This is a genomic window from Treponema vincentii F0403, from assembly GCF_000412995.1.
Taxonomy (GTDB): Bacteria; Spirochaetota; Spirochaetia; order Treponematales; family Treponemataceae; genus Treponema; species Treponema vincentii.
In genome coordinates, this window is the sequence record NZ_KE332512.1 from 1,920,349 (window position 1) to 1,943,057 (window position 22,709).

Sequence of the window (22,709 nt, forward strand, 5' to 3'; positions counted from 1 at the left end):
GCTGTTCTTCTTATTGCAATAAAATTATAGGTACCCACTAAACCTCGCCGGGCACCTCTATTCCGAAGGATGCGAAGCAGATCTAACCGAGTTTTTAGAGGTGCCCTATAGCTCATAATGTTTCTTTATCCTCATTTTGCTACTTGCAAATTTTTTGCATTTATGTATACTTGCAAGCGATTTGCAAATAACGAGTATCGCTGAAAACTCGATGCTTTTAGAGATACCCTAATATTGCAAGAGGAGTTTTATTGATGAAGAAATTATTTTTTACAGCAGTTTGTATGGTGTTCTTCGGCTCTGTTGCGGTAAATCTGTTTGCCGGCGGAAAGACCGAAAAGAACATGGACGGAAAAATTCCTGTCGCCGCAACTTTTGATGCGATGAAGGAGCTCACGGAAATTGTGGGCAAAGACAAGGTGTACATCCATACGATTATTCCGCCGGGAGTTGAAGCGCATGATTTTGAACCTAAAGCGGGGGATCTGAAGTTCTTAATGCAGGCAAAGGCTGTTGTGTATAACGGATTGGGCATGGAACCGTGGCTTACGGATGCTCTTCATGCGGTAAAGCGGGATACGATAAAGACTATCTGCGCAAGTAACGGCATTAAACCGCTCGAACTCGCAGAAGGGCACCACCATCATCATCACGAAGATGAGCATGACCATGATGATCATGACGAACACGATCATGATGATGACCACGATGAAGTTGATCCTCATGCGTGGCTTAGTCTTGAATCCGCTAAAGTGATGGTTAAGAATATTGCCGCCGGGTTAAGTGAAATAGATCCTGCAAATGCAGCTTTCTATAAAGGGAATGCAGAAGCCTTTATTTCAGAAGCCGATGCACTTTTGGCAAAATACCGCAGTAATTTTGCACAGGTTGCTCATCGCCGTTTTGTTACCGGGCATGCAGCTTTCGGATATCTCTGCCGCGATTTCGGCCTTGAGCAAAATAGTGTGGAAGATGTATTCTCCGCCGGCGAACCGAGCGCACAACAATTAGCAAAATTAGCGGATTATTGTAACCAATATGGAATTAAAGTTGTTTTCTCCGAAAATGCCGCAAGCCCCCAAGTTTCGGCAACTTTAGCAAAAGAAGTCGGCGCTTTGGTGCAAACAATTTATACGATTGAATCGGCAGAGGATGGTTTATCCTATATGGAACGGATGACCTCCAATATAGAAAAAATTTATAAAAGCTTGGCACAATAAGTTGAAAACTTAGATGTCGGCGTATTATCAGCAGTAACTGATCCCGGTGATAGTCATTGTACGGCCTTTACATCTCTCCTTTAGCCGTGCCGTGATTATCACCTTTTTTTTTTGCCGGAGCAGCCTCTCATTGACTCATTGACAGACACGCAGCTCTGCATAATAATAACTGAAAGGAAGGCTTATGCTTGAATTATTTATTCTGTTGCTGTTTTCCATCAGTTTAATTATCTGCGTTATTCTTCAATATTCGATTTTATACGCACTGATATTCGGCTATGCGCTTTTCTTTGTGTTCGGCCTTATCAGAGGTAAAACGTGGAAGGAAATGCTGGTATATCCCTTCCGCGGCATAATAACCGTAAAAAATATTCTGATAATTTTTATGCTGATAGGCACTATCACCGCGGTATGGCGCGCGTGCGGTACCATCGCTTTCATTGTGTACTATGCGTCGCTGGTTGCTGTACCGCAGGCGATGGTATTAATTGCTTTTTTACTGTGCTGCTTTGTGTCGTTTCTGATGGGTACCGCTTTCGGAAGCGCCGCGACCATCGGTGTTATCTGTATGACGTTGGCTAATAGTATGAATGTTCCCGTTATATACGCGGGGGGCGCCGTCATTTCGGGAATATTTTTTGGAGACCGCTGCTCCCCGATGTCATCCGGCGCTCATCTAATCAGCGAATTAACGGATACCGATATCTTCAATAATATCAAAACAATGACGAAAACCGCGCTGGTTCCCTTTATTGCAACGACAGTCCTGTACGGCATCATCGGCATTCTTATCAATCCCGGTACGGGGAGCGGTATGACATTTCATATTTTTGCCGCTTACTATAACCTTTCGCTTTTTACCATTATACCTGCCGTTATTATCATCCTTTTTTCGTTACTTAAAATCGATGCAAAAATAACGATGGCGGTAAGCTGTCTTACCGGTTTGCTTTCCGCCGTGTTTTTTCAGCATTTAGGTATGGCAGAGCTGATAAAAATACTGTTTTTCGGCTTCCATCCTCAGAATGCGGAACTGGCAAAGCTGATGGGCGGCGGCGGTATCGTTTCGATGATCCGTGTATCCGCAATTATCTGTATCTCGTCTTGCTATTCGGGAATGTTTAAAGGTACTCATTTTTTTGAGGGAATGCAGCAGCTTATGCGTAAACTCGGCAGCCGCATTACCTCATTCGGCAGTGTCCTTACCGCGTCGATATTTGCCTCGTCGATTGCATGTAACCAAACATTGGCCATTATGCTGACACATCAAATGTGCGACGGCCTTATAGACGATAATAACGAGTTTGCTTCTTACTTGGAGGATACCGCCGTCGTTGTTGCACCGTTGATGCCGTGGTCGATCGCTATAAGCGTTCCGTTGACTTCAATAGGGGCGCCTTCGGCAGCGCTTTTACCGGCCTTTTTTTTGTATTTAATCCCGCTATGGAACCTTTTGGTGAATATCGTATGGCAGCGTAGAAAAACTCGCTCGAATACTGCCGTTTCGGCCTTATCTTGACAGTTATCAAAATAGATAAGATAATACGGTATATGTCTGTTGTAATTATCTCTATTTTCATCATTATTGCTGTTGTTGCCGTTGTAACGGTTGCTATGACAGGCCTAAAAGGCCGAGGAACTTTATCGGTAGGAAAAAAGAATAAGGCTGCGATAATACGCGAGGCTACAAAACGGCTTGCACAAAACCCTAATGACAGCGCTGCTCTTTTAATGGTGGGAGATATATACTTTCAGGATCAAGATTGGGAAAAAGCTTATGCATCTTATGCGCCGCTTTTGGATCAGATGAGCGACCGGATTCCGTCGGAGCAATTTGAAATCAGTTTGCGGTACGGTATAAGCGCGATGAAAACCGACAGATTCGTAGAAGCTAAAAAAGGTCTTTTGCTGGCAAAGAACATTAATCCCAATCATTTTGAAATAAATTATAACCTCGGATATATCTACTATATTCAAAAAGAATATGAAAAAGCGGTACCGTTTTTACGGAAAGCATTGCTCTCTCAGCCCGATAATGTGATGGCGTTAAAATACCTCGGTTATACACTCCAAAGTTTACGGAAATATCAAGAGGCGCTCCCCAGTCTGAAAAAAGTATTGGATGTGCAGCCCGATAATAAAGATGCGCTCTTTGCAATGGGCGAATGTTTTTATGAAGTGGGCTCGAATGATCAGGCATTAAAGATATTTACTCATTTACGGGTGTCGCCTGAAGTAGGGCCGCGGGCAGCGCTCTATGCGGGATTAATCCGGATGCGTGCGGGGCAATTGGATAAGGCCATTGAAGATTTTGAAATCGGCTTAAAACATGACAGCATTCCGTTGGATATTTCAAATGAGCTGCGCTATAATTTGGCTTCTGCGCGGATTAAAACGCAAGACTTACAAAAGGCACTTATTCAATTAAAAGAAATACAGACCGTCAGTCCCGGGTATAAAGATGTTGCTTCCCTCATTATGAAGTATCAGGAGTTAAATCAGAATAAAAATCTCCACACCTATTTGATGGCAGGGCAGAGCGAGTTTGTCGGATTATGCCGCAAAATCGTTTCGCGTTTCTTTCCCAATGCTAAGGTTAAGATACTTGATATCAGCGTTCTTGCAACCTATACCGATATTGTTGCCGAAATCGACACGCCGAAATGGGCTGATCTCGTGATATTCCGCTTTTTCCGCTCTCAAGGTTCGGTCGGCGAACTGGTACTGCGCGACTTCCACGGTAGGATTAAAGAGATGAAGGCCGGCAAGGGAATTTGTATGACGGCAGGAACCTTTACGGAAGAAGCGCGCCGCTTTACGGAAGGCCGCCCATTGGATCTCTTTGACAAGAACCGCCTAAACAAAGTTTTAAACGCTATCGGGTAATCTAAGGTTCTACCGTCGCCGTATTTTTTGTACAACAGTCTTTACCAGAGAATCTCCCGTTACGAGAAGCAGCGTCAAAATAATGAGCGTAAAAAGCGCGGCGCTGATAAAAAGCGGCAGTCCCTGTGCGATGATGCGGGGATATTCTGCTAACGGGGCGTAGAGGCGTGTGCCGAAAAAGTAGAGCGGAGCAGCGGCAATCACCGAAAAAATCAGCATTTTAGCGGTAAAGCCTGCGGCCGACACAAGCAGGGTCCGTACATCGATTGGATCGCTTTTAGTCAGAAACCACAAAAGAAGGCCGGTGTTAACGGCGCTTGCGAGAGTCAGCGCTAGCGCAATGCCGCCGCCTTGCATAAAGCCTGCCAGAGCCGCCGCAAGCACGATATTAATTCCGAAACACACAATGCCTGCAACTGTGGGGCGTTTGGTATCGCTTTGCGCATAAAAAGCGGAAGTTAAAATCCTGTTTAGTGCGATAAAGAACAGCCCCGCGATATGCCACTGAAAGGCCTGTAAGGTCAGCCGGACGGATTCGTCGGTGAAACGGCGGCTCTTATACACCAAGATGATGATATGTTCCCCCGAACAGAGTAGAAACACCGTTGCGGGTACGGTTACGAGTGCAATAATCTTCGCGGCGTTGAGTAGGAGTTTTTGGAACACATCCCATTGCTTATTAACCGCATGGGCGGATAGGTCGGGCAAAATAACCGTGCCGACCGAAACGGCAAAGATACCGAGGATCAGCTCTTGCAAGCGGATTGAATACTGTAGACTCGCCGCGACTCCTACCCCTGCATACGTTGCAAGCGCCGTCGAAACAAGGTCGTTAATCTGATACACCGCCGTACCGATGAGAGTCGGCACAATCAGCCGCAGTATCTTCCGGGCTCCGGCGTTCTGCACACAGCGGAGGAACGGAATGAGCTTAAATGAAAAACCCGCGCGCAGTACGAAAGGAAGCTGGAACAGCATCTGAAAGGAACCGCCGAGTACCACGCCGATTGCCATCGCAAGTGCCGGATTCCCGCACGGTTTTGCAAGTGCAAAGGTGCAGCCGATAACGGATAAGTTGAATAAAATCGGCGTAATTCCCGTCGGCAAGAAGATACGGACGCCGTTTAATATCCCCTGAAAGAACGCTGCGATGGAGATCAGCAGCAAATACGGAAACATAATCCGCGTTAAAAGAACCGTTGCGGAAACGTCGCTGATTTTCGGAAAGAACAGCGCAACAATCAAACCGCTGCACAGAATACCGATGATAACGGTTCCCGTTACGGCAAAAGACAGCATGGTGAATGTTGCGGAAAGGAATTCCTTCATTGCAGCTTTTGCGCCAGGAGCATTGCGCTTTTCTTCCTCCAGATAGGTCTGAAAGGTGGGAATAAACGCAACAGTCATGCTGTTTTCGGCAAAGATACGTCTCAAGAGGTTGGGAATCATAAACGCAACGGTAAAGGCGTCCGCAAGGGGGCCGGTGCCGAGAAAGGCCGATTTCGTCATTTCCCGTATCAGCCCCAAAATCCGCGACACGAGGGTCAATACGGATAGGCTAATACCGCTTTTCAGTAAAGATGATGTTCGTTTCATATATGCCTATGCAGCCGGTAGGCGTTACCTGACAGCCTAAATATCTGTGCTCTTGAATATCCGCTTATCGGCACAGCAGCCTAGCGGCGGAGCCGGACGCCTTCGATATCGGTACTGAACAATTCGCGTAGATCATTCAAGCCCAACGCCATCAGCGCCATGCGGTCAATGCCGATACCCCATGCGAGCACGGGAACATCGATACCCATTGCCTTGGTAACTTCGGGCCGGAAGATGCCGGAGCCGCCCAGCTCAAACCAGCCGAGCACCGGATGCTTGATATGCACCTCTATCGAAGGCTCCGTAAAGGGGAAGTACCCGCCGACATACTTTACTTCGGTAGCTCCGGCAATTTCAACAGCAAACATCTTGAGGATGCCGAGCAGCGTCCGCAAGTTGACCTGTTCGCCGAGTACAATTCCTTCGGTTTGGTAAAAGTCGGAAAGGTGCGTTGCGTCGACTTTATCGTAGCGGAAGCAGCGTGCAATCCCAAAGTATTTGCCCGGAATTTTTGCCTTTGCCAGCTGATGAGCCGAAAGCACCGTACCTTGGCTGCGCAGTAACAGCTGACGGGTAAAGTCGCGGTCAAAATGATAGTTCCATCCGCGGCTTCCGCTGTCCCCGCCCGTTTCGTGAATTTCCGCAACGCGGGAAAGGAACGGTTCCTCGATTGATTTTGCGTGCGTGGGATGCTTTAAGTAATACACATCGTGAATGTCCCGGGCGGCATGGAACTGCGGCATAAAGAGCGCATCCGAGTTCCAAAAATCCGTTTCGACCAGCGGCCCGTCAAACTCCTCAAAGCCGAGCGAGGTAAGCTTATCCTTAACGCCCTCCAAAAAATCGACATAGGGGTTTGTCCTACCGGGGATAACGCGTGCGGGCGGCAGCTGGATATTGTAGCTGCGGAAGGTTTGCGTTTTCCATGCGCCCGTTTTCAGGCTTTCGGAAGTCAGCTGCCCTGTTTCATCGCCGGTAATACCCGCCGCATTCAGTGCTTTCTGTACTGCGGCAACCATATCCGTAAAAGCGTAGACAATCTCGTCCCGCTCAATAATCTTAAATGCGGAATCTGCCGCCCCGCGCTTTTTGGCAATATCGGCAATGCACACCTTCTCATCTTCCGTTAAGGAGTCTTCAGGCAATCGACTGTCTGCCGCCTCCGCAGCACGCAGCAGCAGCGCTTTCTTCAATAGAAAGCTTTTATCGTCCGGCTCTTTTACATATACCGCTTTTTTTTCATCATTCATCGCGGCGCAGCCTGCCTTGGAAAGTTCTCCGAAGGAAGAACCGACATCTTTATTCTGTAAACCGAGCTTTTGCGCAATTTCCGGTAGCTTGAGCGGTCCCGCCTCTTTCAGTAATAGGATAATCCGTTCGGCAGGCAGCCCGTTCTTGGCATAGTCCTTGCCTAGCTCCGTCAGTTCGTAGACAACCGTTGTTTTCCGGGTCTTTTCTTTTACCAGATCCTTGAGTTTGAGCCACGAAAAAGCCTGATTTGCATGACCTTCTTTATATTGCAAAACCTCTTGCAGTTTTTTTGCATATAATCCTTCGCCTATCTTAAAGTTTTTTAATACCTTGATTTCCAGCGGGTGCAGATTTTTTAATACCGATTGAATATCCATAACGGATTCCCCCTTTTTTTCATAAAACAGGTAAAATGATACCGCATTTAACAATTTTAGTGAATAGGATGAGCGGCTGTTGTTCAGATGGAAGGGGATAAAAGCCCGGGGATGTCTCAAAAGTTTGTTGCTTTTTTGCCATCCCCAAAGTGAAGCTTTTGGACACCCCCATACCCTATACGTTTTAGAGGGCTTTTACACGGGAACCGTTTTTTTAGGCATTGGGCATCACTAAAAATCCAATCGAATTTTTAGTGATGCCTGCTGATACTATCTAACAGCGGAAACTGTAAGATATTCCTTTAGAAAACAGTCTGTTCCGTGATGGGTGTTTGTAAGGCTTTTAAGGCTTTTTCGACAAGCGCACGGCGTAATTCTTTTTCGTCCTTTGCGTTCATCGTGGGGTTTCCGAGCGGGTGGGGAATTGCTACCGCCGGTACAATTCTGTTCGCTCCTACTGTTTTTGAAATCGGGACAACGGTTGCAATATGCACAACCGGCAAAACTTTTTCAATTTCTTTAACCATCGTTGCACCGCAACGAGTACAGGTGCCTCACGTAGAGGTAAGAATGACCGCCTGCACTCCGGCGTTTACAAGCTTACCGGCAATTTCGGATGCAAAACGCTTTGCATTGGCAACGCTGGTGCCGTTACCGACCGTTGTGTAATACAGATCATACAGCTTTCCGATTTTGTGCTCGCGTTCCATATCGCGCAGTACGTCAACCGGTAAAACACGGTTGGGGTTTGCATTACAGTAGGTGGGATCATAACCGCCGTGCGCCGTTTCGCTGTTTTCGGAAGTCAGTTCTGAAAGTCCCGCAATGGAATATTCACCGTAGTGAGAAGCGGAAGACGCTTCGATGTGATCGGGGTTGCCTTTCGGAACAACACCGCCTGAGGTAACCAATGCGATAACCGCCTTGGAAATATCGGCAATGGGTGCATGGGGTGGAACACGGTCGAACACCGGCATCGGATACTCGGTAACGAACGCTTCACCTTTGAGTTTTTGCACGAGCATATCAACCGCACGTTTTGCTCCGCGTTCTTTTGCAAAGTAGTTTTGGCGGATACCGCGCGGTAGTAAACCGTCGGCGGCAAGGTTGATTGCTTCGCCGTTTAATACTTTCTTTACAACAGCTGCGATTGCAGGTACCGCATGGCGCATATCGGCAGCAGAGTTTTTCGTTTTGACGGTATACATAAAGGCTTTGAATACATCGTAGCCGGGGTTTTCTTCATATAAACCGGAGACGGCAGGAATGCCAAGCGCAGCAGCAGCTTTTGCAGCGCCGCCGCACGCCATACCGTAACGGCCGGCGTTAAAACCGGGGCCGGCAATCAGCAAATCCGCTTCGTTTTTCTTCAAAACATCTTTAATGAAAGCCGTGCACCCATCGGTGTGGTCGTTAAAATAGTTATCACCGCAGATAATCGTCTTAACGATTTTTCCTCCATCGCCGAGCGCAGCCTGAATACCCATACCGGGTCCGGCATTTCCGTCGATTACTTCAATTTTGTAATCGGCTGTGTCTTCTCCGCCCTTTCCGGCAAAGAATTGGTTGATATAATGTACAATCTTTTTCATTGTTTACCTCTTATAGTCCGCATGCGGATAAATTCCAGAAGCCCAGCTCATTGGTTGCGCCGGTGATAACCTGTAATTCCGCTTCGATACTGCCGTCTTCGTGTAAGCTGCCGTCCCATGCGCCCGCAATAACATTTGCCTGTTGAGGATCGCCGATAACCAAGTCCATCTTAGGAAGCTTGATAACCTGATTAGCGTTCCCGTTCGAGACAACGGCATCTGCGGAAGGATGGGCATCTGCAAGCGACTGGCTGGCGCCGTCCTGACCTGCATATTCGTCAGTCAGCAATACGGTTTTAATACCCTTGGCTGCAATCTTACGGCAGTTCATCATCAAGTCGGCGTCGGGGTTACCGAAACCTTCCTCGGAGATAATAACCGCATCAAGATCAAGCTGTTCGGCAAGCCGCGCAGTCAGAGAAGAAGATCGCTCTTTATCCGCCAGCGTTACGTTCTCATTGGTTACGATAACACCGATAAAGTTGTAATCTTTTCCGTGCCGCTTATACAGCTCATGGATAACGGGGCTGTTCTGATGCACATACGTCGGATTTTTGTCGCAGGCGGAAACACAGTTACCGCTTACCACTGCACCGTCCATTGCTTCCGTCGGGTACATAATGGTAGGAACAATCTGCTTAACATCGATTCCGTAGTAGTAGGTGTCGTGCAGCAGTCCCTGACTCTGGAGTGCGTACACATAGCCGACTTTCGGCAAATTGGGATACTGCTTGGCTTGCTCGATCGGGTTTAAAGTCTCGTAGACTTCCGTTTCCGCCGGAGCAACCGACTTTGCTGCATTACCTAAATAGCGGGCGGTTTTAAGCCCCATCAAACGGAGTGATTTTTCTTTAACGGCACGCGTCGTGTCGTCTTTAACGGTACCCTTTACCACAAGGTTGACGGTGCGGGAGAACGGCGTATATTCTGCGCCGGGGCCGCTCATATCGATGATACCCTCCTGAAATCCGACAACCGTACCGGTGGTTACCACTGCTGCACCGCGGAGTACGGCAGTTTTACCGGAACCGACCGTGTCTTCCTCACCGGTAAAAAATCCCGGGAAGCACACGCCGCTTCCTTCGATTTTACAGCGCGGTTCAATTACATCTTTAACGGAAATAATGCGGGTTTTATCGCCCGGCTTTGCGATTGTCAACGAAACATCGGTAATAAGCGGATCTTCCTTAATAAGAGAGATAAGCTCATCTTTGTCGATTTCGAGACAAGTCCCTTTGATAGCAGTTTTTCCGGCAAACCGCATCTCATGAATAGGAATAATCCCCAGTTCAAGCTTCATATCGACCTCCTATACTTTTTTGCAAGGGGCAGACTACCCCTTAGTATACAGGGATATTTTATTGTAATTAGCCTAAGCTGTCAATTTATTCTATTTTTATCTTTTTCTTCTTATATATTCTTTGATGGGATGGCGGATCATGCGGACAATAGAGGTGGCAAGGATAATGCCGACAGCTATCGCAACCGCCATAAAACATGAATGAACGCCTTCGGCAATGCCCTTATCCAGATCCCCCCGTACAAAGAACAGCATTGAGCGGTACATACGAAATCCGGGCACTAACGGAATGACTCCGATAACGATAAAAGCGGTTGCGGGTGTTTTTTGGATAATGGCAAAGAGTTCTGCAAGAAGGCCAACTACAAGAGCGGCAAACAGGTTTGCAAAAATATAACTGACTTGAGGTATATCAAGGCTTAATAGGATGGTCCAGCCGATTGCACCGTTTACAGCAGCAAGCAGCAATGTCCGTTTTTGAACATTAAAGAGGATGCCGAAGCCGAGACAGCTAATAAAAGCGAGTACGGTATGCACATAAATCGGCATTAAAGCCCCCCTAAAATTGAATAGAGCATTAAGATACTGCCGACTCCAAATGCAATAGCGATTGCAACCAGCACGGCCTCTCCGATACGTGCAATACCGGAGAGCAAATCACCCGAAATAAAATCCCTAATTCCTGCAGTAAATGCAACTCCGGGGACAAGCGCGAGTGCAGCGCCTACAATGATATTGTCCAAATTGTCAACTAACTTAATTTCGAAGGATAGGATGGAAATAACGCCGACAAACATACTGGCGACAAAGTTGCCCGTAAAAACGGTGCGGGAACGTGCCATTATCTTATCACTGATAAACACGGCAATATATGAAGCGAAAAATGCCGCAACAAAGTCTCCGAATTTTCCACCTACTAATACCGCAAAAACACCGCACCCGATCCCCGTTGCAAATAAAAGGAAGCGGTAGGGATATCCCTTGTATTCATCGATTTGCCGCAAGCAATCCATTGCCTCGGATATATCGATATGTCCGGTTTCAAATTTACGCGAAAAATCGCTTACCAATGTAATTTTAGCGATATTGTTGCTTCGCTTCTTGATATTTCTTGTATAAAGGACGTTTTCGCCGTCGCCGTTTGCGATAAAGAGAATTGTGGGGGTTACAAAAGGGGTGATGTCATGTATACCGCCCGCTTCACTTATCCGCATAATCGTTTCTTCGGCACGGTACATTTCCGCTCCGTTCCGAATAAGAAGCTCTCCGGCATAGAGCGCTATCTGCATCACTAAAGCATGCCGAGAGAGAGTATTGTTTTCTTGCCTAGCTACAATATCCGACTGGGTATCCATAATAGCTGCCTATTTTAATTCTTTTTAGCTATTATGGCAATGGACTATTGCGGATATTTCAATATCACCCACGTTGATCCGGTGCCCCCGTCGCGTCCTTTGGGATGTCCGGTTTCGCCTGCATGGGCATTTGTTTCCAGAAATTTTTGTACAAACCGCGACAGTACCGGACCGTTTTGAGAATGGTTCCCCTTACCGTGTATAATGAGAACTTTTTGGTACTCTCTGCGCACGGCATCTTCAAAAAAGGTAACCAGCGCTCCGTAGGCTTCTTCAAGCGTCATACCGTGCAAATCAATTTCTGCCTGCGGACGCATTGCCCGTAAGCGGCGTTTTTCGGCCAGATTATCAAGAAAAGAAATATTTTCGGAATTATCAGCATCCTTATCATAGACTCCGTAACGTCGTACCCAATAATCCATCGGGTTTAGCGTTTGAGTATTTTCAATGGTATATGCGATCGCCATCGGACCTTTCGCCTCTTTGCGTATCCGCTTCTTGCCATAAGGATGTTGTGTTTGCGTTTCCCATTGATTCAGAATCTCTTCAAAATTCATAATTCAGCCTCGCAGGAATTAAAGATAAACGATTAAACAACGGAATATATAAAACGTTTCATTAAATTTTGAATTTAGAAACTTTTTTATAGAGTTTCCATCCTCGCCAGATAAATTCTGCCGCCCCTTACTCCCCATGCCGTGTATAAAAAAGAACTCATTTGCATCGCGGCTTGCATAAAGGCTTCCGCATTGGTGTCCCGCATGTATCGGCAAAGCGTCGGTTCCATTTCATTCATTAAACGGAATTGTGCAATCTGATTATAATATTGCTGAAGGAATCCGCTGCCTTGTTGAAGGAGATACGCCATAAATTCGTTTTGCAGCAGATAAGTATCGTCGGTGTTATACAGCAGCCTCGAATACAGTTCAAAATAGCGGCGTAAAAATAAAACCGCACGGGCGTCTGTCTGTTTAAAAACCTCGGCGGTCATGTTACGGAAGCTTTCTTGCGTAAAGTAAATACCGTGAAGACACTCATGGGTAATAAACCGGTACCGGAGATCGGAGGTAGATTGGCGGCTTATGGATACGATTGCGCCCTCCCCCGCCTCAATGCCGGCTTCAGTACGAATAATAATGCCGTTACGGAAAAGGATTTTCCGTAAATGTAATTCCGCTTTGTTAAGCGGAAAATGCTCTTCTTCTGCCTTCCTGAAAAATGCCGCTAGCGTTTCGGCTCTGTAGTCATGGGCGTTAAATCCGTGTAAAGAGGCTATTGTGTTATCCGAGAGGAGTTTTCCCGTAAAGCCTTTTTTTTCCGCAAAGAATGACATCCGTTTAAGGTAGGCATCCTGTACCGCATAATCGGCAAAGTCGAAGATCAGCACGGAGGGGAATTGTTCCCATGCAAACAATTCATAAGAGGACTGCCGCCATTGCGTTTGCGGCCAATCCAAAATCAACCCCGGATCGGCTGTAATGGGAGCCGATGGAGAAGGTGCATAATATTCGGCGGTAATCCCGCAAACCGTATTTTCCGGAATTTTGGCGCCGGTTTGTTCAAGCGTTAAAAAAGACTCGGGGAAAAGGCTGCCGTCAAGCGTAAGTTGGTAAAGCTCCGGTGCGCGATATACTGATATGCGTTTGCCGCCGCACTGGAACCAAAGGCGCGGCTGTTGCTGCTCCTCCTCCAGTCTAATCGGCAAGGATTTATCAAAATGGATAACAATACTATCCCTACCATCCATTCCGGCATTTCCCGCACGGATTACCGCCGATGGTTTAGGGAACTCGGTACGCAGCGGCAATCCGGATTCGGTGCATAATTCCGGCGGGATAACACCGCCGTCGGCCGCCGTACCGTACCACAGCGTACTATCCTTTAACCAGCCGTATCGGACGGGGACAACCGCCGCGCTTTTCAGCGTGAGCGCAGCCTGCGAATAAACCATAAAACCGCGGATATCTGCCGGAGGCGCCGCTATACCTGCAAATCCGATGCTAACGGTAAAAGCGCCGCGCGGCAAGGTTTGCGCCGTAACGGGATGCTGTGGAAGGATATTTTTTTTCAGTTTACCGGAAGCGGTAAAATCGCTTGCATAGAGCAGCCCTGCAATAAATTCGGCAGAATGAGTTTGGGCGGAGCTTGATGTACCGCCCGATTTGGCCGCGGCGGGGAGCGGTTCAAACTCCAGTTCCAGAGCGTATAAACCGGAAGCTGTTAAGTTGAGCATTTCGGGACTTTTTTCAAAGGCATAGTACAGAGCACCGGATTCTTCCGGCGCGTTTATTGTCCCCGCCCGCGCATTGCGGTTTAAAGCTTTGAGCGGTGCATACCGTTGTGTGTTGGACGCATGTGTAATAGAGGTATGCGTAGAAGCAGGATATGCTCCTGTCTCCTGCACATCGGACGGTAATGCAAGCGATACGGATAGAGCGGTATAGGTGCAGGAGGTACACAGCAAAGCGGTAAAAATAAAAACAAGGACGCCCCGCAGCAGAATATGCATGTTTTTACTTTATAGCTGCCTTTAAAGCGTCAATTTTGTCGGTTTTCTCCCAGTTAAATTCGGGGCGGCCGAAGTGCCCGTAGGCAGCGGTCGCTTGATAAATAGGCTTACATAAATCCAGCGTTTTGATAATACCCGCGGGGCTCAGGTCGAATACCTGACGAACGGCTTTTTCGATTGCATCCTCGGGTACTTTTGCCGTACCGAAGGAATCTACCCGGATGGATACGGGGAACGGTACGCCAATAGCGTAGGCAAGCTGCAATTCGCACCGGTCGGCAAGACCCGCGGCAACGATATTCTTTGCAACATATCGAGCCATATAGGCAGCGGAACGGTCTACCTTGGTCGGGTCTTTACCGGAAAAAGCGCCGCCGCCGTGCCTACCCATGCCGCCGTAGGTGTCCACAATAATCTTTCTGCCGGTTAAACCGGTATCGCCGAACGGCCCCCCAATCACAAATCTGCCGGTCGGGTTAATAAAGAATTTAGTTTTTGCATCGAGTAAACCGGTCGGTTCCAGAACGGGTTTGATAATCGTTTCAACGATGGCATCCGTCAGGTCGGTATGAGAAATTTCGGGGCTATGCTGATGGGAAATAACAACGGTATCGATACGTACGGGTTTGTCCCCTTCGTACTCTACCGTTACTTGACTTTTTGCATCGGGACGCAGCCAATCGATCTCTTTAGACTTACGCAGCTGAGCTGCTTTCCGCAAGAGTTTGTGCGCATACATGATAGGAGCAGGCATCAATTCCGGTGTTTCCCTGCACGCATAACCGAACATCATTCCCTGATCCCCTGCACCCATCTGGTCACGGTACTCGCTCAGTCCCGTACCGTTAACTCCCTGCGCAATATCGGGAGATTGGGCGTGAATCATACTTAAAACAGCCATGGAATTGCAGTCAAGGCCGAATGCCGAATCGGTATAACCGATTTCCCGTGCAATAGCACGGACTGTTTGCTGTATATCAACAAAGGTATTGGTGGTAATCTCGCCGCCGACAAGGATTAACGCGGTAGAAGCAAAGGTTTCGCACGCAACATGACTTTTAGGATCGTCGCGCAAACAGGCGTCCAGCACCGCATCCGAAATTTGATCGCAAAGTTTATCGGGATGGCCTTCACCGACCGATTCCGAGGTAAATAATTTTCGTCCGTTCATGATTACTCCTATAAAAGCTATAAAGCAGGCGTAATCATACCGCTATCGGTTTAAATGTACAAGCAGTCGGAAAGAGCTGTATAGATTTTAACAGGAGAACATCGCATCAGTAAAGACGCATAAAAAAACGCAGCGCTATGAGACGCCGCGTTTTTTTATGTAGTTTATATGTAGTTTAACCGATGCCTCCGTAGAACATACCGAGGATGTATACGATAAGCGTAAGTCCGCAATAAATATACTTTCCTTGCACAACATATACACTGCTGACCGGTTTTAAACGCCCTTTTGAAACTTCGTTTAAAACGAAATCTTTACCGCATATCCAGAAGAACATAATACCGGCAAGCAAGGCTCCGAGCGGGATTATGTAGATACTGATAACGTCCATCCATGTACCGAGTACGTTTCCGTCTTCGACAATCAGTCCTACAACCAATCCGAGGCCGAGTACGATTGCAAGCGCCGTTTTTCGGCTCAGCTTAAATTTTTGCTGCAGCATTTCTACCGGTGTTTCATACAGATTGATTAAAGATGTAATTCCAGCGAATAATACTGCAACAAAGAAGATGATAGAAAACAGCGTACCGGCCGGCATTTCTTTAAAGATCATCGGCATGGTAATAAACATCAGGGGCGGCCCTGCCGACGGCTCAAGGTTATACACAAAAACTGCAGGAATGATGACCAATGCGGCGAGCAATGCAGCGAGCGTATCGAACACCGCGGTAAACTTCGCGCTGGTAGGTGCGTCTTCATCATCCTTCAAATAGCTTCCGTACACAACGGTACCGCTGCCTGCGAGGGATAACGAAAAGAAAGCCTGTCCAAGCGCATATACCCACGTTTTTATGTCCCCTAATTCGCTCCAATCCGTTTTAAAGAGGAACTTATAACCGTCGATTGCTTTCGGTAATGTTGCAACGCGGATTGCAAGGATGATGAACAACCCGAAAAACGCCGGCATCATCACCTTGTTGACTTTCTCGATACCTGATGAAACACCGGCCGCCATTATTGCGAAACATCCGATAATCGCAATAATATGCCACGGTAAGCTCGAAATCCGCCCTGCGATAGCACCGAAATATGCCCCGCTGTTTTCCGCCGCCAGCATGGAACCTGAAAAAGAGCCAACCGTAAAGCGGATAATCCAGCCGACAACGACCGTGTATCCGATTGCAATACCGAGCGAACCGATAACGGGAATCCAGCCGATGGCCTCTCCCGAATTATTGCCGCGCATTTGAGTCGCTTTAAGGAACGCACCGTGCGGCCCTGTTCTCATAGCACGGCCTAAGCACATTTCTTCAACGACCCCGGTATATCCGATAACAATAACAAAAATAATATAGGGAATTAAAAAAGCAGCTCCGCCGAACTGTCCTACACGGAACGGGAATAACCAAATATTTCCCATCCCGACTGCGGAACCGATACAGGCAAGAATAAAACCCCACTGTGAACTGAATTGATCACGTTTTGCTTCTTTATTCGCCATAGCCTCCTCCTTTTTACAAACAGACAGCCGGTGCTTTCCGGCCTCTGCTTGTAGCGGCTATTTAATGGGTTCCAAATGAGCTTGGAAGTGACGCAAAATCGGCGGTTCCCAAATGATGCGGTAGCCCTTTACTTGCGAAGCTCGTTCTTTGATGTTGATTAACGCTGCGGCAATCACATCCAAATGAGCTTGAGTGTACACGCGCCGCGGAATGGCGAGTCGTGCGAATTCAAATTCGGATTTAATCTGCTTACCCGTTTCCGGATCATTACCGAGCATGAACGACCCGATATCGCACGTACGGATACCCGCTTCTTTATACAGCTCTACGCAGAGCGTATGTCCGGGGAATTCGTAGTAGGGGATGTGCGGGAACATTGCGTTTGCATCGACGTAAACACCGTGTCCTCCTGCAGGATTTTGAATGGCAACGCCTGCATCGAGCAGTTGAGATGCCAAATACTCCATAGAAGCGTTCCGGTATCTTAGATATTCTTCATCGATACCTTCATAAAGACCGATAGCCAAGGCTTCCAGATCGCGGCCGGAAAGACCGCCGTACGTGATAAATCCTTCAAAAGAAATACAGTTGCCCTTAATGAGTTGATAGATCTCCTTGTTGTTTTTAATTCCGATAAGACCGCCCATGTTGACGATTGCATCTTTCTTTGCGCTCATCGTAAAAGTGTCTGCATAGCTGAACATTTCGCGGACGATGTCTTTAATGGATTTATTGTTATACCCTGCTTCGCGTTCTTTGATAAAATAGGCGTTTTCGGCAAAACGAGCTGCGTCGATGTTAAACAAAATGCCGTATTTTTTTGCGACTGCGGAAACTTCGCGGATATTCTGCATCGATACGGGCTGACCGCCGGCGGAGTTGTTTGTGATGGTCATAACGATCATGCCGACATTTTCTTTTCCGTATTCGTTGATAAATTTTTCCAGTTTTTCAACATCCATGTTTCCTTTAAACGGAGCATAAACGGACGGTTTTTTTGCTTCCGCACAAACGCAGTCTACCGGTTTTCCGCCGGATAAGGTTACGTGCGCCCGTGTCGTATCGAAGAACATATTGGAAATTGCAAATTGTCCTTTCTTAAGCAGTAAAGGGAACATCACTTTTTCTGCTGCACGTCCCTGATGCACCGGCTGGATAAATTCGTATCCGAAAATATCGCGTCCCGCTTCTACCAATTTAAAATAACTTTTGCCGCCGGCATAAGCCTCATCACCGACCATTACACCCGCCCATTGCTTATCACTCATCGCGTTTGTTCCGCTGTCGGTTAATAAGTCGATGTACACATCTTCACCGCGCAGGTTAAACATGTTGTACTTGGCTGCTTCAAGCTTCTTGATGCGCTCTTCGCGGGTGGTCATTTTGATGGGCTCTACCATTTTGATTCTAAACGGTTCCGGCACATACTTTTTCATTCGATTTCCTCCTCGATCTGAATATTTGTGCGGTTTTGTAAGATAAATCCTTATCCATCCACACTATTCAGTATTACTAAAAGTATAGCGCCGGTTTTTTTAGCCGTCAACTTTAAAATATGCGGCATCATCAGGTGAAAACGCATCAAATGTTTGTGCGTTATGCCCGATACTATAATTGAGGGCAATTTGCAAACGAGAGATTCTCGCGTTATACATCAAAGAACCTACCCACATTATGAATTATTATTTTTTCGGAGGAGTCCAATGAAAAAACGTTTTTCGCTTCGTTACAAACTTATCTTGATTTTCGGTTTGTTAATTGCACTGGGGTTATCAGTTGAAGGTTTCCTTGCGGTCTATACGGCACGGAAAGCGGTAACCGAAAAAATTGAAGATCATTTAATCGGTAAGGCGGTTGATACGGCGGAGATTATTGACGGACGTATAACTGCCATGTTTCAGTTTTTAGAAGGTATTACCCGTATGCCGATTATTCAAGATTCTTCCGTATCCTATCAGGAAAAAATGGGACATCTTATCAAAGAAGCGCAGTTCAATAACGTGTTGAAAGAATTGTATATTGCCGATCCGTCGGGACTGCAGCATAATGTCGACGGTACGACAGAAGACTACCTAACCGATCCTTGGTTTGCCGAAGCTGTTACCGGTAAAAGGTTTGTCGGTGTTCCCGATCCCGATGAAACACGCGGAAATGCTTTGTTTATTGCTTTTTCCATGCCGATCTATGATAGCAATAAAAATTTAATCGGTGTGTTGGGGGCTGATGTTGACGGTCATTGGATATCCGAACAGATTAAAGATATTGTCGTCGGTAAAACAGGTTATTGCTATATCATCAATTCCGAGGGAACAGTTATAGCGCATAGAGACACTTCGATTGTCGATAATTTTGGAAATTCGCAACAACGGGCGCAAAAAGATGCACAGTTTAATTCGCTTGCAAACTTTGAGAAAAACGCCCTGCAAAACAGTAAAGCTACAATCGGCAGTTACGCCTATAACGGTATTTCAAATATTGCAGCCCATGCTCTGATAAAGACGACGGGTTGGACTGTCATTATCAAAGCGCCGTATAGCGAATTTATGGGAACAGTTGATGCATTGCGTTGGTCATTGTATATCATCGGCATCGCTGTTATTGCAGTTGCGCTGATTATCGTCTACTTCGTTGCTCGTGCAATCGTTAAACCGATTCGGAATGCCGTAGCCGCCTTGCAGAATATTGCACAAGGCGAAGGAGATCTAACGGTGAGGCTTCCTGTTCATGGTAACGATGAAATTACCGATATGGCGGAGTATTTTAACGAAACAATCGAAAAAATCGGTGTTTCTATTCGGCATGTTGGGATGAATAGTACGGATCTGGAAGAAATCGGAAATGAGCTTGCTTCCAATATGACCGAAACCGCAAGTGCAATAAACGAAATCAGTGCAAATATCGAAGGAGTAAAGCAGCAAGCTTTGACACAAGCGGCAAGTGTTACCGAAACCGCGGCAACGGTCGAAGAAATTGTCCGTACTATTAAACAGCTTAATATCGGTATTGAAACCCAAGCAGCAAGCGTTGCTCAATCTTCTTCTTCCGTAGAAGAAATGGTCGCAAATATCGCTTCTATCGGGCAAACGCTTGACAAAACCGACGAGGCAATCAAAAACCTGACAACGGCAACCGGTGACGGCAAAGCGACACTTGTTACATCAAACGCCGTAACACAAAAAATTGCAGAGGAATCGGGCTCGTTGATGGAAGCGTCGAGTGTTATTCAGCATATTGCATCGCAGACGAATCTGCTTGCAATGAATGCCGCGATAGAAGCTGCCCATGCGGGAGAGGCGGGGAAAGGTTTTGCCGTTGTTGCGGATGAAATCCGTAAGCTTGCGGAAGACTCTGCAACGCAGGGTAAAACTATCACGGCAACACTGAAAAGCCTATCCGGAGAGATTGAAACGCTGTCTACTTCGTCCAAAACGGTGGAAGAGAAGTTTAATACGATTTTCACTCTTGCCGAACAGATTAAGGAGATGAGTGCCCGTCTTACCGAATCAATGCGGGAACAAGAAAACGGAAATAAAGAAGTATTAACCGCTATTAAGAATATCAATATGGTAACGGTAGAAGTGCAGGCCGGATCTGAAGAGATGCTGAAAGGCGGCGAAGGAGTCGCACAGGAGATGAGAAAATTGGACGACCTTACCCGTATGATTACCGGCAGTATGAATGAGATGGCGGCGGGAGCAACGCAAATCAACAATGCCGTGCAGGAAGTGAACGAGATTTCGCAGAAAAATAAGCAGAGTATTGAAGTGTTAGCCGCTGAAGTTTCTAAATTTAAGATATAGCCGAAACGAGGGTAGTGTCTATAAATTGTTTAAAGAGGCTGCCCAATATTGCATGAGGATGCCGAAAGCAACCGCCACATTGAGCGAGGCCTTAATGCCCTTCATCGGAATGCTGACAATACCGGCGGAAGCTCTTTTGAGGGCTTCCGCGCTGAGTCCCAGTTCTTCGGAACCGAGCAGTACGATGCCCTGTTTAGGGAAAGGGAAAGAGGTTATCGGTGTTCCGCCGGTTTCAAGGGCAAAAACGGGGAGACCGGCAGGCATGGATCCCAGCGGACAATACTCCCACGGCAGAAAGCGGGTGCAGCCCATCGCCGACCGCTGTGCACGGGGCTGTTCGGGCGAAACGCAGCCTTCCGACAGCAGCAATTTTTCCGCGCCGAAAGCCTCCGCGGTGCGGAAAATGGAACCGAGGTTAAAGGGCGCACGGATATCTTCGGCATACACATATACGCCCGGGTAAAACGGGCGTACAGCGGCATCGGGCGTTAGTATTGCAGTATTGGGGTTCGGCGCGGTTGTGTCGTACTTAGGCGTACCTGTGCCGTAGCGCTGCCCCGGAGCGATTAAATCCCATTCGGAAGGCTGCACACCGCTTTGCCGGTACAGCGCATGGCGCAGCGTATTAAAGAGTACGCGGTAATCTCCGGCGGTCAGAACTCCTGCGTGTAGGGCAACTCGATAGGATTCGACGGCTGCGGTAATAGCGGTATCGGCCGGATAGATCGACGCAAGGTGTGTGCAAAGGCCTTCAATATAAAATGAATCGCAGGAAAGCGGAACGGCCGAATACGGCACATCAGCGGATGACGTAACGCATTCGGCTTCAAGTATTTCAAGGATTTTAATAACCTTGCGTATCTTTTGAGTAGGGGGCAGCCGGATAAGCTTAAAAAGCTCAATCATGCATTAATACGCTTGCTTTAGCAGCTCGAATATATCGTCGCTCCGCATCGGTTTCGGGATATAGTTCATAAAGCTTAACGATACGGCATCTTCGGAAATAGCAACGAGCTGCTCGATGGACAGGCCGATATCTTTTAAGCGGGTAGGCAGGTTAGCCTGCGCCAAACGGCGGCGGATTTCTTCAATAGCGGCCTTTGCCACAGCAAGCGGATCGACGCCGCGCGTATCGACATTCAGCATACGCCCGATCTTTAGCAGTTTGTCGAGGTTCGATGTCTGCGCATTTGTAAGGATATGGGGTAACAGAATCGTGCCGACTACCGAGCTGGAAATATTATAGCGGCTTGCACATGCAAGGGCGATTGCGCTGCCTAATCCCGGGCTGGAAAAAGAAATGCCGATGGCTGTTAAGCAAGCTGCTTCCGCAATAACCGTTTCGCGGGAAGCTCCGACGGAGCGTCCATGTTGCGGATCAAGCGATAGTAAAAAGCGATCGATTGCTTTACCTAAAATGGTTTCCGATAAGAAATTTGTTTTAGAAGAAGTATATCCTTCAAAAGCGATGCCAACTCCCTGCAGAATAGTCGCAGTCGTTGCATTCGGCGCAAGGTTTGAATAACAGGCGGTATCGAATACACAGAGCTTACAGAGGTCTTTCCGTATTTTTAACAAATTAATTTTCCGTGAACGCACATCGACAATCGGACTGAACGGTGTAAAGGTAAACGGCTCGCGGCATGTAGCGGGAACTTCGATAAAAGGAAGCGGTTCCGCCGTACAGGGTTTCCCTTCGATAAAGTCGTAGATTGAGCCGGATTCATTGTATAACGAGGCAACCGCGCGGCCTACGGCAACCGGTCCCATTCCGCCGGAAGCAATGACCGCATCGATAAAGACACCGCGGGCAAGGCCTAACGCGTTTTCGATAATATCGGAGTCGGCGGATCTCTTTACGCGGTCAAATACGAGGACGGATATACCCCGGTCTTCTAAAGCATCGATAATCTTTTTTGCAATACCGGTTTCGTGTAACAGGGGATCGACGATAAACAAGAACTTTTTTCCGAATTGAACGGCTTCCGCGCCTATTTTTGCTATTGAGTAACTTCCGAGGATAATATTGGATGTCAGTTTAAAGGTAAAATTAGCCATACTCGTTTCCGCCTTTATTTCAGGTGTTTCAGTGAGAAAACATACCGGCGATTAACGCCGCATGAAACGGCACACGGCAGTCCGATTGCGGG

17 protein-coding genes are annotated in these 22,709 nt (G+C 47.3%); 4 read left to right on the forward strand and 13 right to left on the reverse strand.

What is annotated here, in order from left to right:
* Nucleotides 1-254 precede the first annotated feature (254 nt).
* From HMPREF1222_RS08720 to HMPREF1222_RS08730, 3 genes are all read left to right on the forward strand, one after another.
* Nucleotides 255-1,220, forward strand: coding sequence for a metal ABC transporter solute-binding protein, Zn/Mn family (locus HMPREF1222_RS08720; RefSeq protein WP_016519085.1), 966 nt, complete (start codon nt 255-257; stop codon nt 1,218-1,220).
* Nucleotides 1,221-1,404: 184 nt separating this feature from the next.
* Nucleotides 1,405-2,739 (forward strand): Na+/H+ antiporter NhaC family protein, encoded by a 1,335-nt coding sequence (locus HMPREF1222_RS08725; protein WP_016519086.1) that lies wholly within the window; start codon nt 1,405-1,407, stop codon nt 2,737-2,739.
* A 32-nt stretch (nt 2,740-2,771) separates the two neighbouring features.
* Nucleotides 2,772-4,106, forward strand: coding sequence for a tetratricopeptide repeat protein (locus tag HMPREF1222_RS08730; protein WP_016519087.1), 1,335 nt, complete (start codon nt 2,772-2,774; stop codon nt 4,104-4,106).
* Nucleotides 4,107-4,115: 9 nt separating this feature from the next.
* Here HMPREF1222_RS08730 and murJ read toward each other — a convergent pair whose 3' ends face one another.
* The 11 genes from murJ to HMPREF1222_RS08790 form a co-directional block, all read right to left on the reverse strand.
* Nucleotides 4,116-5,702 carry a murein biosynthesis integral membrane protein MurJ gene (murJ, locus tag HMPREF1222_RS08735; protein WP_016519088.1) on the reverse strand — a complete coding sequence of 529 codons (1,587 nt, stop codon included), beginning with the start codon at nt 5,700-5,702 and terminating at the stop codon, nt 4,116-4,118.
* Nucleotides 5,703-5,782: 80 nt separating this feature from the next.
* On the reverse strand, nt 5,783-7,330 hold the full coding sequence (pheS, locus tag HMPREF1222_RS08740; protein WP_016519089.1) for a phenylalanine--tRNA ligase subunit alpha: 1,548 nt from the start codon (nt 7,328-7,330) through the stop codon (nt 5,783-5,785).
* 302 nt (nt 7,331-7,632) lie between these two features.
* Nucleotides 7,633-8,922, reverse strand: a complete 1,290-nt coding sequence (locus tag HMPREF1222_RS08750) for a glycine/betaine/sarcosine/D-proline family reductase selenoprotein B (protein ID WP_081636888.1) — start codon at nt 8,920-8,922, stop codon at nt 7,633-7,635.
* 10 nt (nt 8,923-8,932) lie between these two features.
* Nucleotides 8,933-10,222, reverse strand: coding sequence for a glycine/sarcosine/betaine reductase component B subunit (locus HMPREF1222_RS08755; protein WP_006188491.1), 1,290 nt, complete (start codon nt 10,220-10,222; stop codon nt 8,933-8,935).
* A 96-nt stretch (nt 10,223-10,318) separates the two neighbouring features.
* A complete protein-coding gene (locus tag HMPREF1222_RS08760; protein WP_006188492.1) occupies nt 10,319-10,771 on the reverse strand; it encodes a threonine/serine exporter family protein in 453 nt (150 codons plus the stop codon).
* Nucleotides 10,771-11,511 carry a threonine/serine exporter family protein gene (locus HMPREF1222_RS08765; protein ID WP_232502077.1) on the reverse strand — a complete coding sequence of 247 codons (741 nt, stop codon included), beginning with the start codon at nt 11,509-11,511 and terminating at the stop codon, nt 10,771-10,773. The genes HMPREF1222_RS08760 and HMPREF1222_RS08765 overlap by 1 nt, the downstream gene beginning before the upstream one ends.
* 110 nt (nt 11,512-11,621) lie before the next feature.
* Entirely contained in the window at nt 11,622-12,134 is a 513-nt protein-coding gene (locus tag HMPREF1222_RS08770) for a Smr/MutS family protein (protein ID WP_016519091.1), read from the reverse strand.
* An 86-nt stretch (nt 12,135-12,220) separates the two neighbouring features.
* Complete coding sequence (locus HMPREF1222_RS08775) at nt 12,221-14,086, reverse strand: hypothetical protein (RefSeq protein WP_016519092.1); 1,866 nt, start codon at nt 14,084-14,086, stop codon at nt 12,221-12,223.
* Nucleotides 14,087-14,090: 4 nt separating this feature from the next.
* Nucleotides 14,091-15,257 carry a methionine adenosyltransferase gene (gene metK, locus HMPREF1222_RS08780; protein ID WP_006188497.1) on the reverse strand — a complete coding sequence of 389 codons (1,167 nt, stop codon included), beginning with the start codon at nt 15,255-15,257 and terminating at the stop codon, nt 14,091-14,093.
* A gap of 175 nt (nt 15,258-15,432) precedes the next feature.
* Nucleotides 15,433-16,758, reverse strand: coding sequence for a sodium-dependent transporter (locus HMPREF1222_RS08785; RefSeq protein ID WP_016519093.1), 1,326 nt, complete (start codon nt 16,756-16,758; stop codon nt 15,433-15,435).
* 57 nt (nt 16,759-16,815) lie between these two features.
* Nucleotides 16,816-18,195, reverse strand: a complete 1,380-nt coding sequence (locus HMPREF1222_RS08790) for a tryptophanase (RefSeq protein WP_016519094.1) — start codon at nt 18,193-18,195, stop codon at nt 16,816-16,818.
* A 267-nt stretch (nt 18,196-18,462) separates the two neighbouring features.
* On the opposite strand from HMPREF1222_RS08790, the gene HMPREF1222_RS08795 reads away from it, so the two are divergent.
* A complete protein-coding gene (locus HMPREF1222_RS08795) occupies nt 18,463-20,559 on the forward strand; it encodes a methyl-accepting chemotaxis protein (RefSeq protein WP_016519096.1) in 2,097 nt (698 codons plus the stop codon).
* Between the two features lie 18 nt (nt 20,560-20,577).
* Here the strand turns inward: HMPREF1222_RS08795 and HMPREF1222_RS08800 are convergent, their stop codons facing one another.
* Both HMPREF1222_RS08800 and HMPREF1222_RS08805 read right to left on the reverse strand, forming a co-directional pair.
* The gene (locus tag HMPREF1222_RS08800) at nt 20,578-21,465 is read right to left on the reverse strand and encodes a TrmH family RNA methyltransferase (protein ID WP_016519097.1); all 888 of its coding nucleotides are present in this window, start codon (nt 21,463-21,465) and stop codon (nt 20,578-20,580) included.
* Between the two features lie 3 nt (nt 21,466-21,468).
* On the reverse strand, nt 21,469-22,617 hold the full coding sequence (locus HMPREF1222_RS08805) for an iron-containing alcohol dehydrogenase (protein WP_006188503.1): 1,149 nt from the start codon (nt 22,615-22,617) through the stop codon (nt 21,469-21,471).
* Nucleotides 22,618-22,709: the final 92 nt, after the last annotated feature.

What these genes read in the sequence shown, in the direction of transcription:
- HMPREF1222_RS08730 (WP_016519087.1), top strand. Translation starts at nt 2,772, where the DNA reads ATGTCTGTTGTAATTATCTCTATTTTCATCATTATTGCTGTTGTTGCC.
- HMPREF1222_RS08775 (WP_016519092.1), bottom strand. Translation starts at nt 14,086, where the DNA reads ATGCATATTCTGCTGCGGGGCGTCCTTGTTTTTATTTTTACCGCTTTG.
- HMPREF1222_RS08755 (WP_006188491.1), bottom strand. Translation starts at nt 10,222, where the DNA reads ATGAAGCTTGAACTGGGGATTATTCCTATTCATGAGATGCGGTTTGCC.
- HMPREF1222_RS08770 (WP_016519091.1), bottom strand. Translation starts at nt 12,134, where the DNA reads ATGAATTTTGAAGAGATTCTGAATCAATGGGAAACGCAAACACAACAT.
- HMPREF1222_RS08790 (WP_016519094.1), bottom strand. Translation starts at nt 18,195, where the DNA reads ATGAAAAAGTATGTGCCGGAACCGTTTAGAATCAAAATGGTAGAGCCC.
- murJ (WP_016519088.1), bottom strand. Translation starts at nt 5,702, where the DNA reads ATGAAACGAACATCATCTTTACTGAAAAGCGGTATTAGCCTATCCGTA.
- pheS (WP_016519089.1), bottom strand. Translation starts at nt 7,330, where the DNA reads ATGGATATTCAATCGGTATTAAAAAATCTGCACCCGCTGGAAATCAAG.
- metK (WP_006188497.1), bottom strand. Translation starts at nt 15,257, where the DNA reads ATGAACGGACGAAAATTATTTACCTCGGAATCGGTCGGTGAAGGCCAT.
- HMPREF1222_RS08795 (WP_016519096.1), top strand. Translation starts at nt 18,463, where the DNA reads ATGAAAAAACGTTTTTCGCTTCGTTACAAACTTATCTTGATTTTCGGT.
- HMPREF1222_RS08805 (WP_006188503.1), bottom strand. Translation starts at nt 22,617, where the DNA reads ATGGCTAATTTTACCTTTAAACTGACATCCAATATTATCCTCGGAAGT.
- HMPREF1222_RS08785 (WP_016519093.1), bottom strand. Translation starts at nt 16,758, where the DNA reads ATGGCGAATAAAGAAGCAAAACGTGATCAATTCAGTTCACAGTGGGGT.
- HMPREF1222_RS08800 (WP_016519097.1), bottom strand. Translation starts at nt 21,465, where the DNA reads ATGATTGAGCTTTTTAAGCTTATCCGGCTGCCCCCTACTCAAAAGATA.
- HMPREF1222_RS08725 (WP_016519086.1), top strand. Translation starts at nt 1,405, where the DNA reads ATGCTTGAATTATTTATTCTGTTGCTGTTTTCCATCAGTTTAATTATC.
- HMPREF1222_RS08760 (WP_006188492.1), bottom strand. Translation starts at nt 10,771, where the DNA reads ATGCCGATTTATGTGCATACCGTACTCGCTTTTATTAGCTGTCTCGGC.
- HMPREF1222_RS08765 (WP_232502077.1), bottom strand. Translation starts at nt 11,511, where the DNA reads ATGCAGATAGCGCTCTATGCCGGAGAGCTTCTTATTCGGAACGGAGCG.
- HMPREF1222_RS08720 (WP_016519085.1), top strand. Translation starts at nt 255, where the DNA reads ATGAAGAAATTATTTTTTACAGCAGTTTGTATGGTGTTCTTCGGCTCT.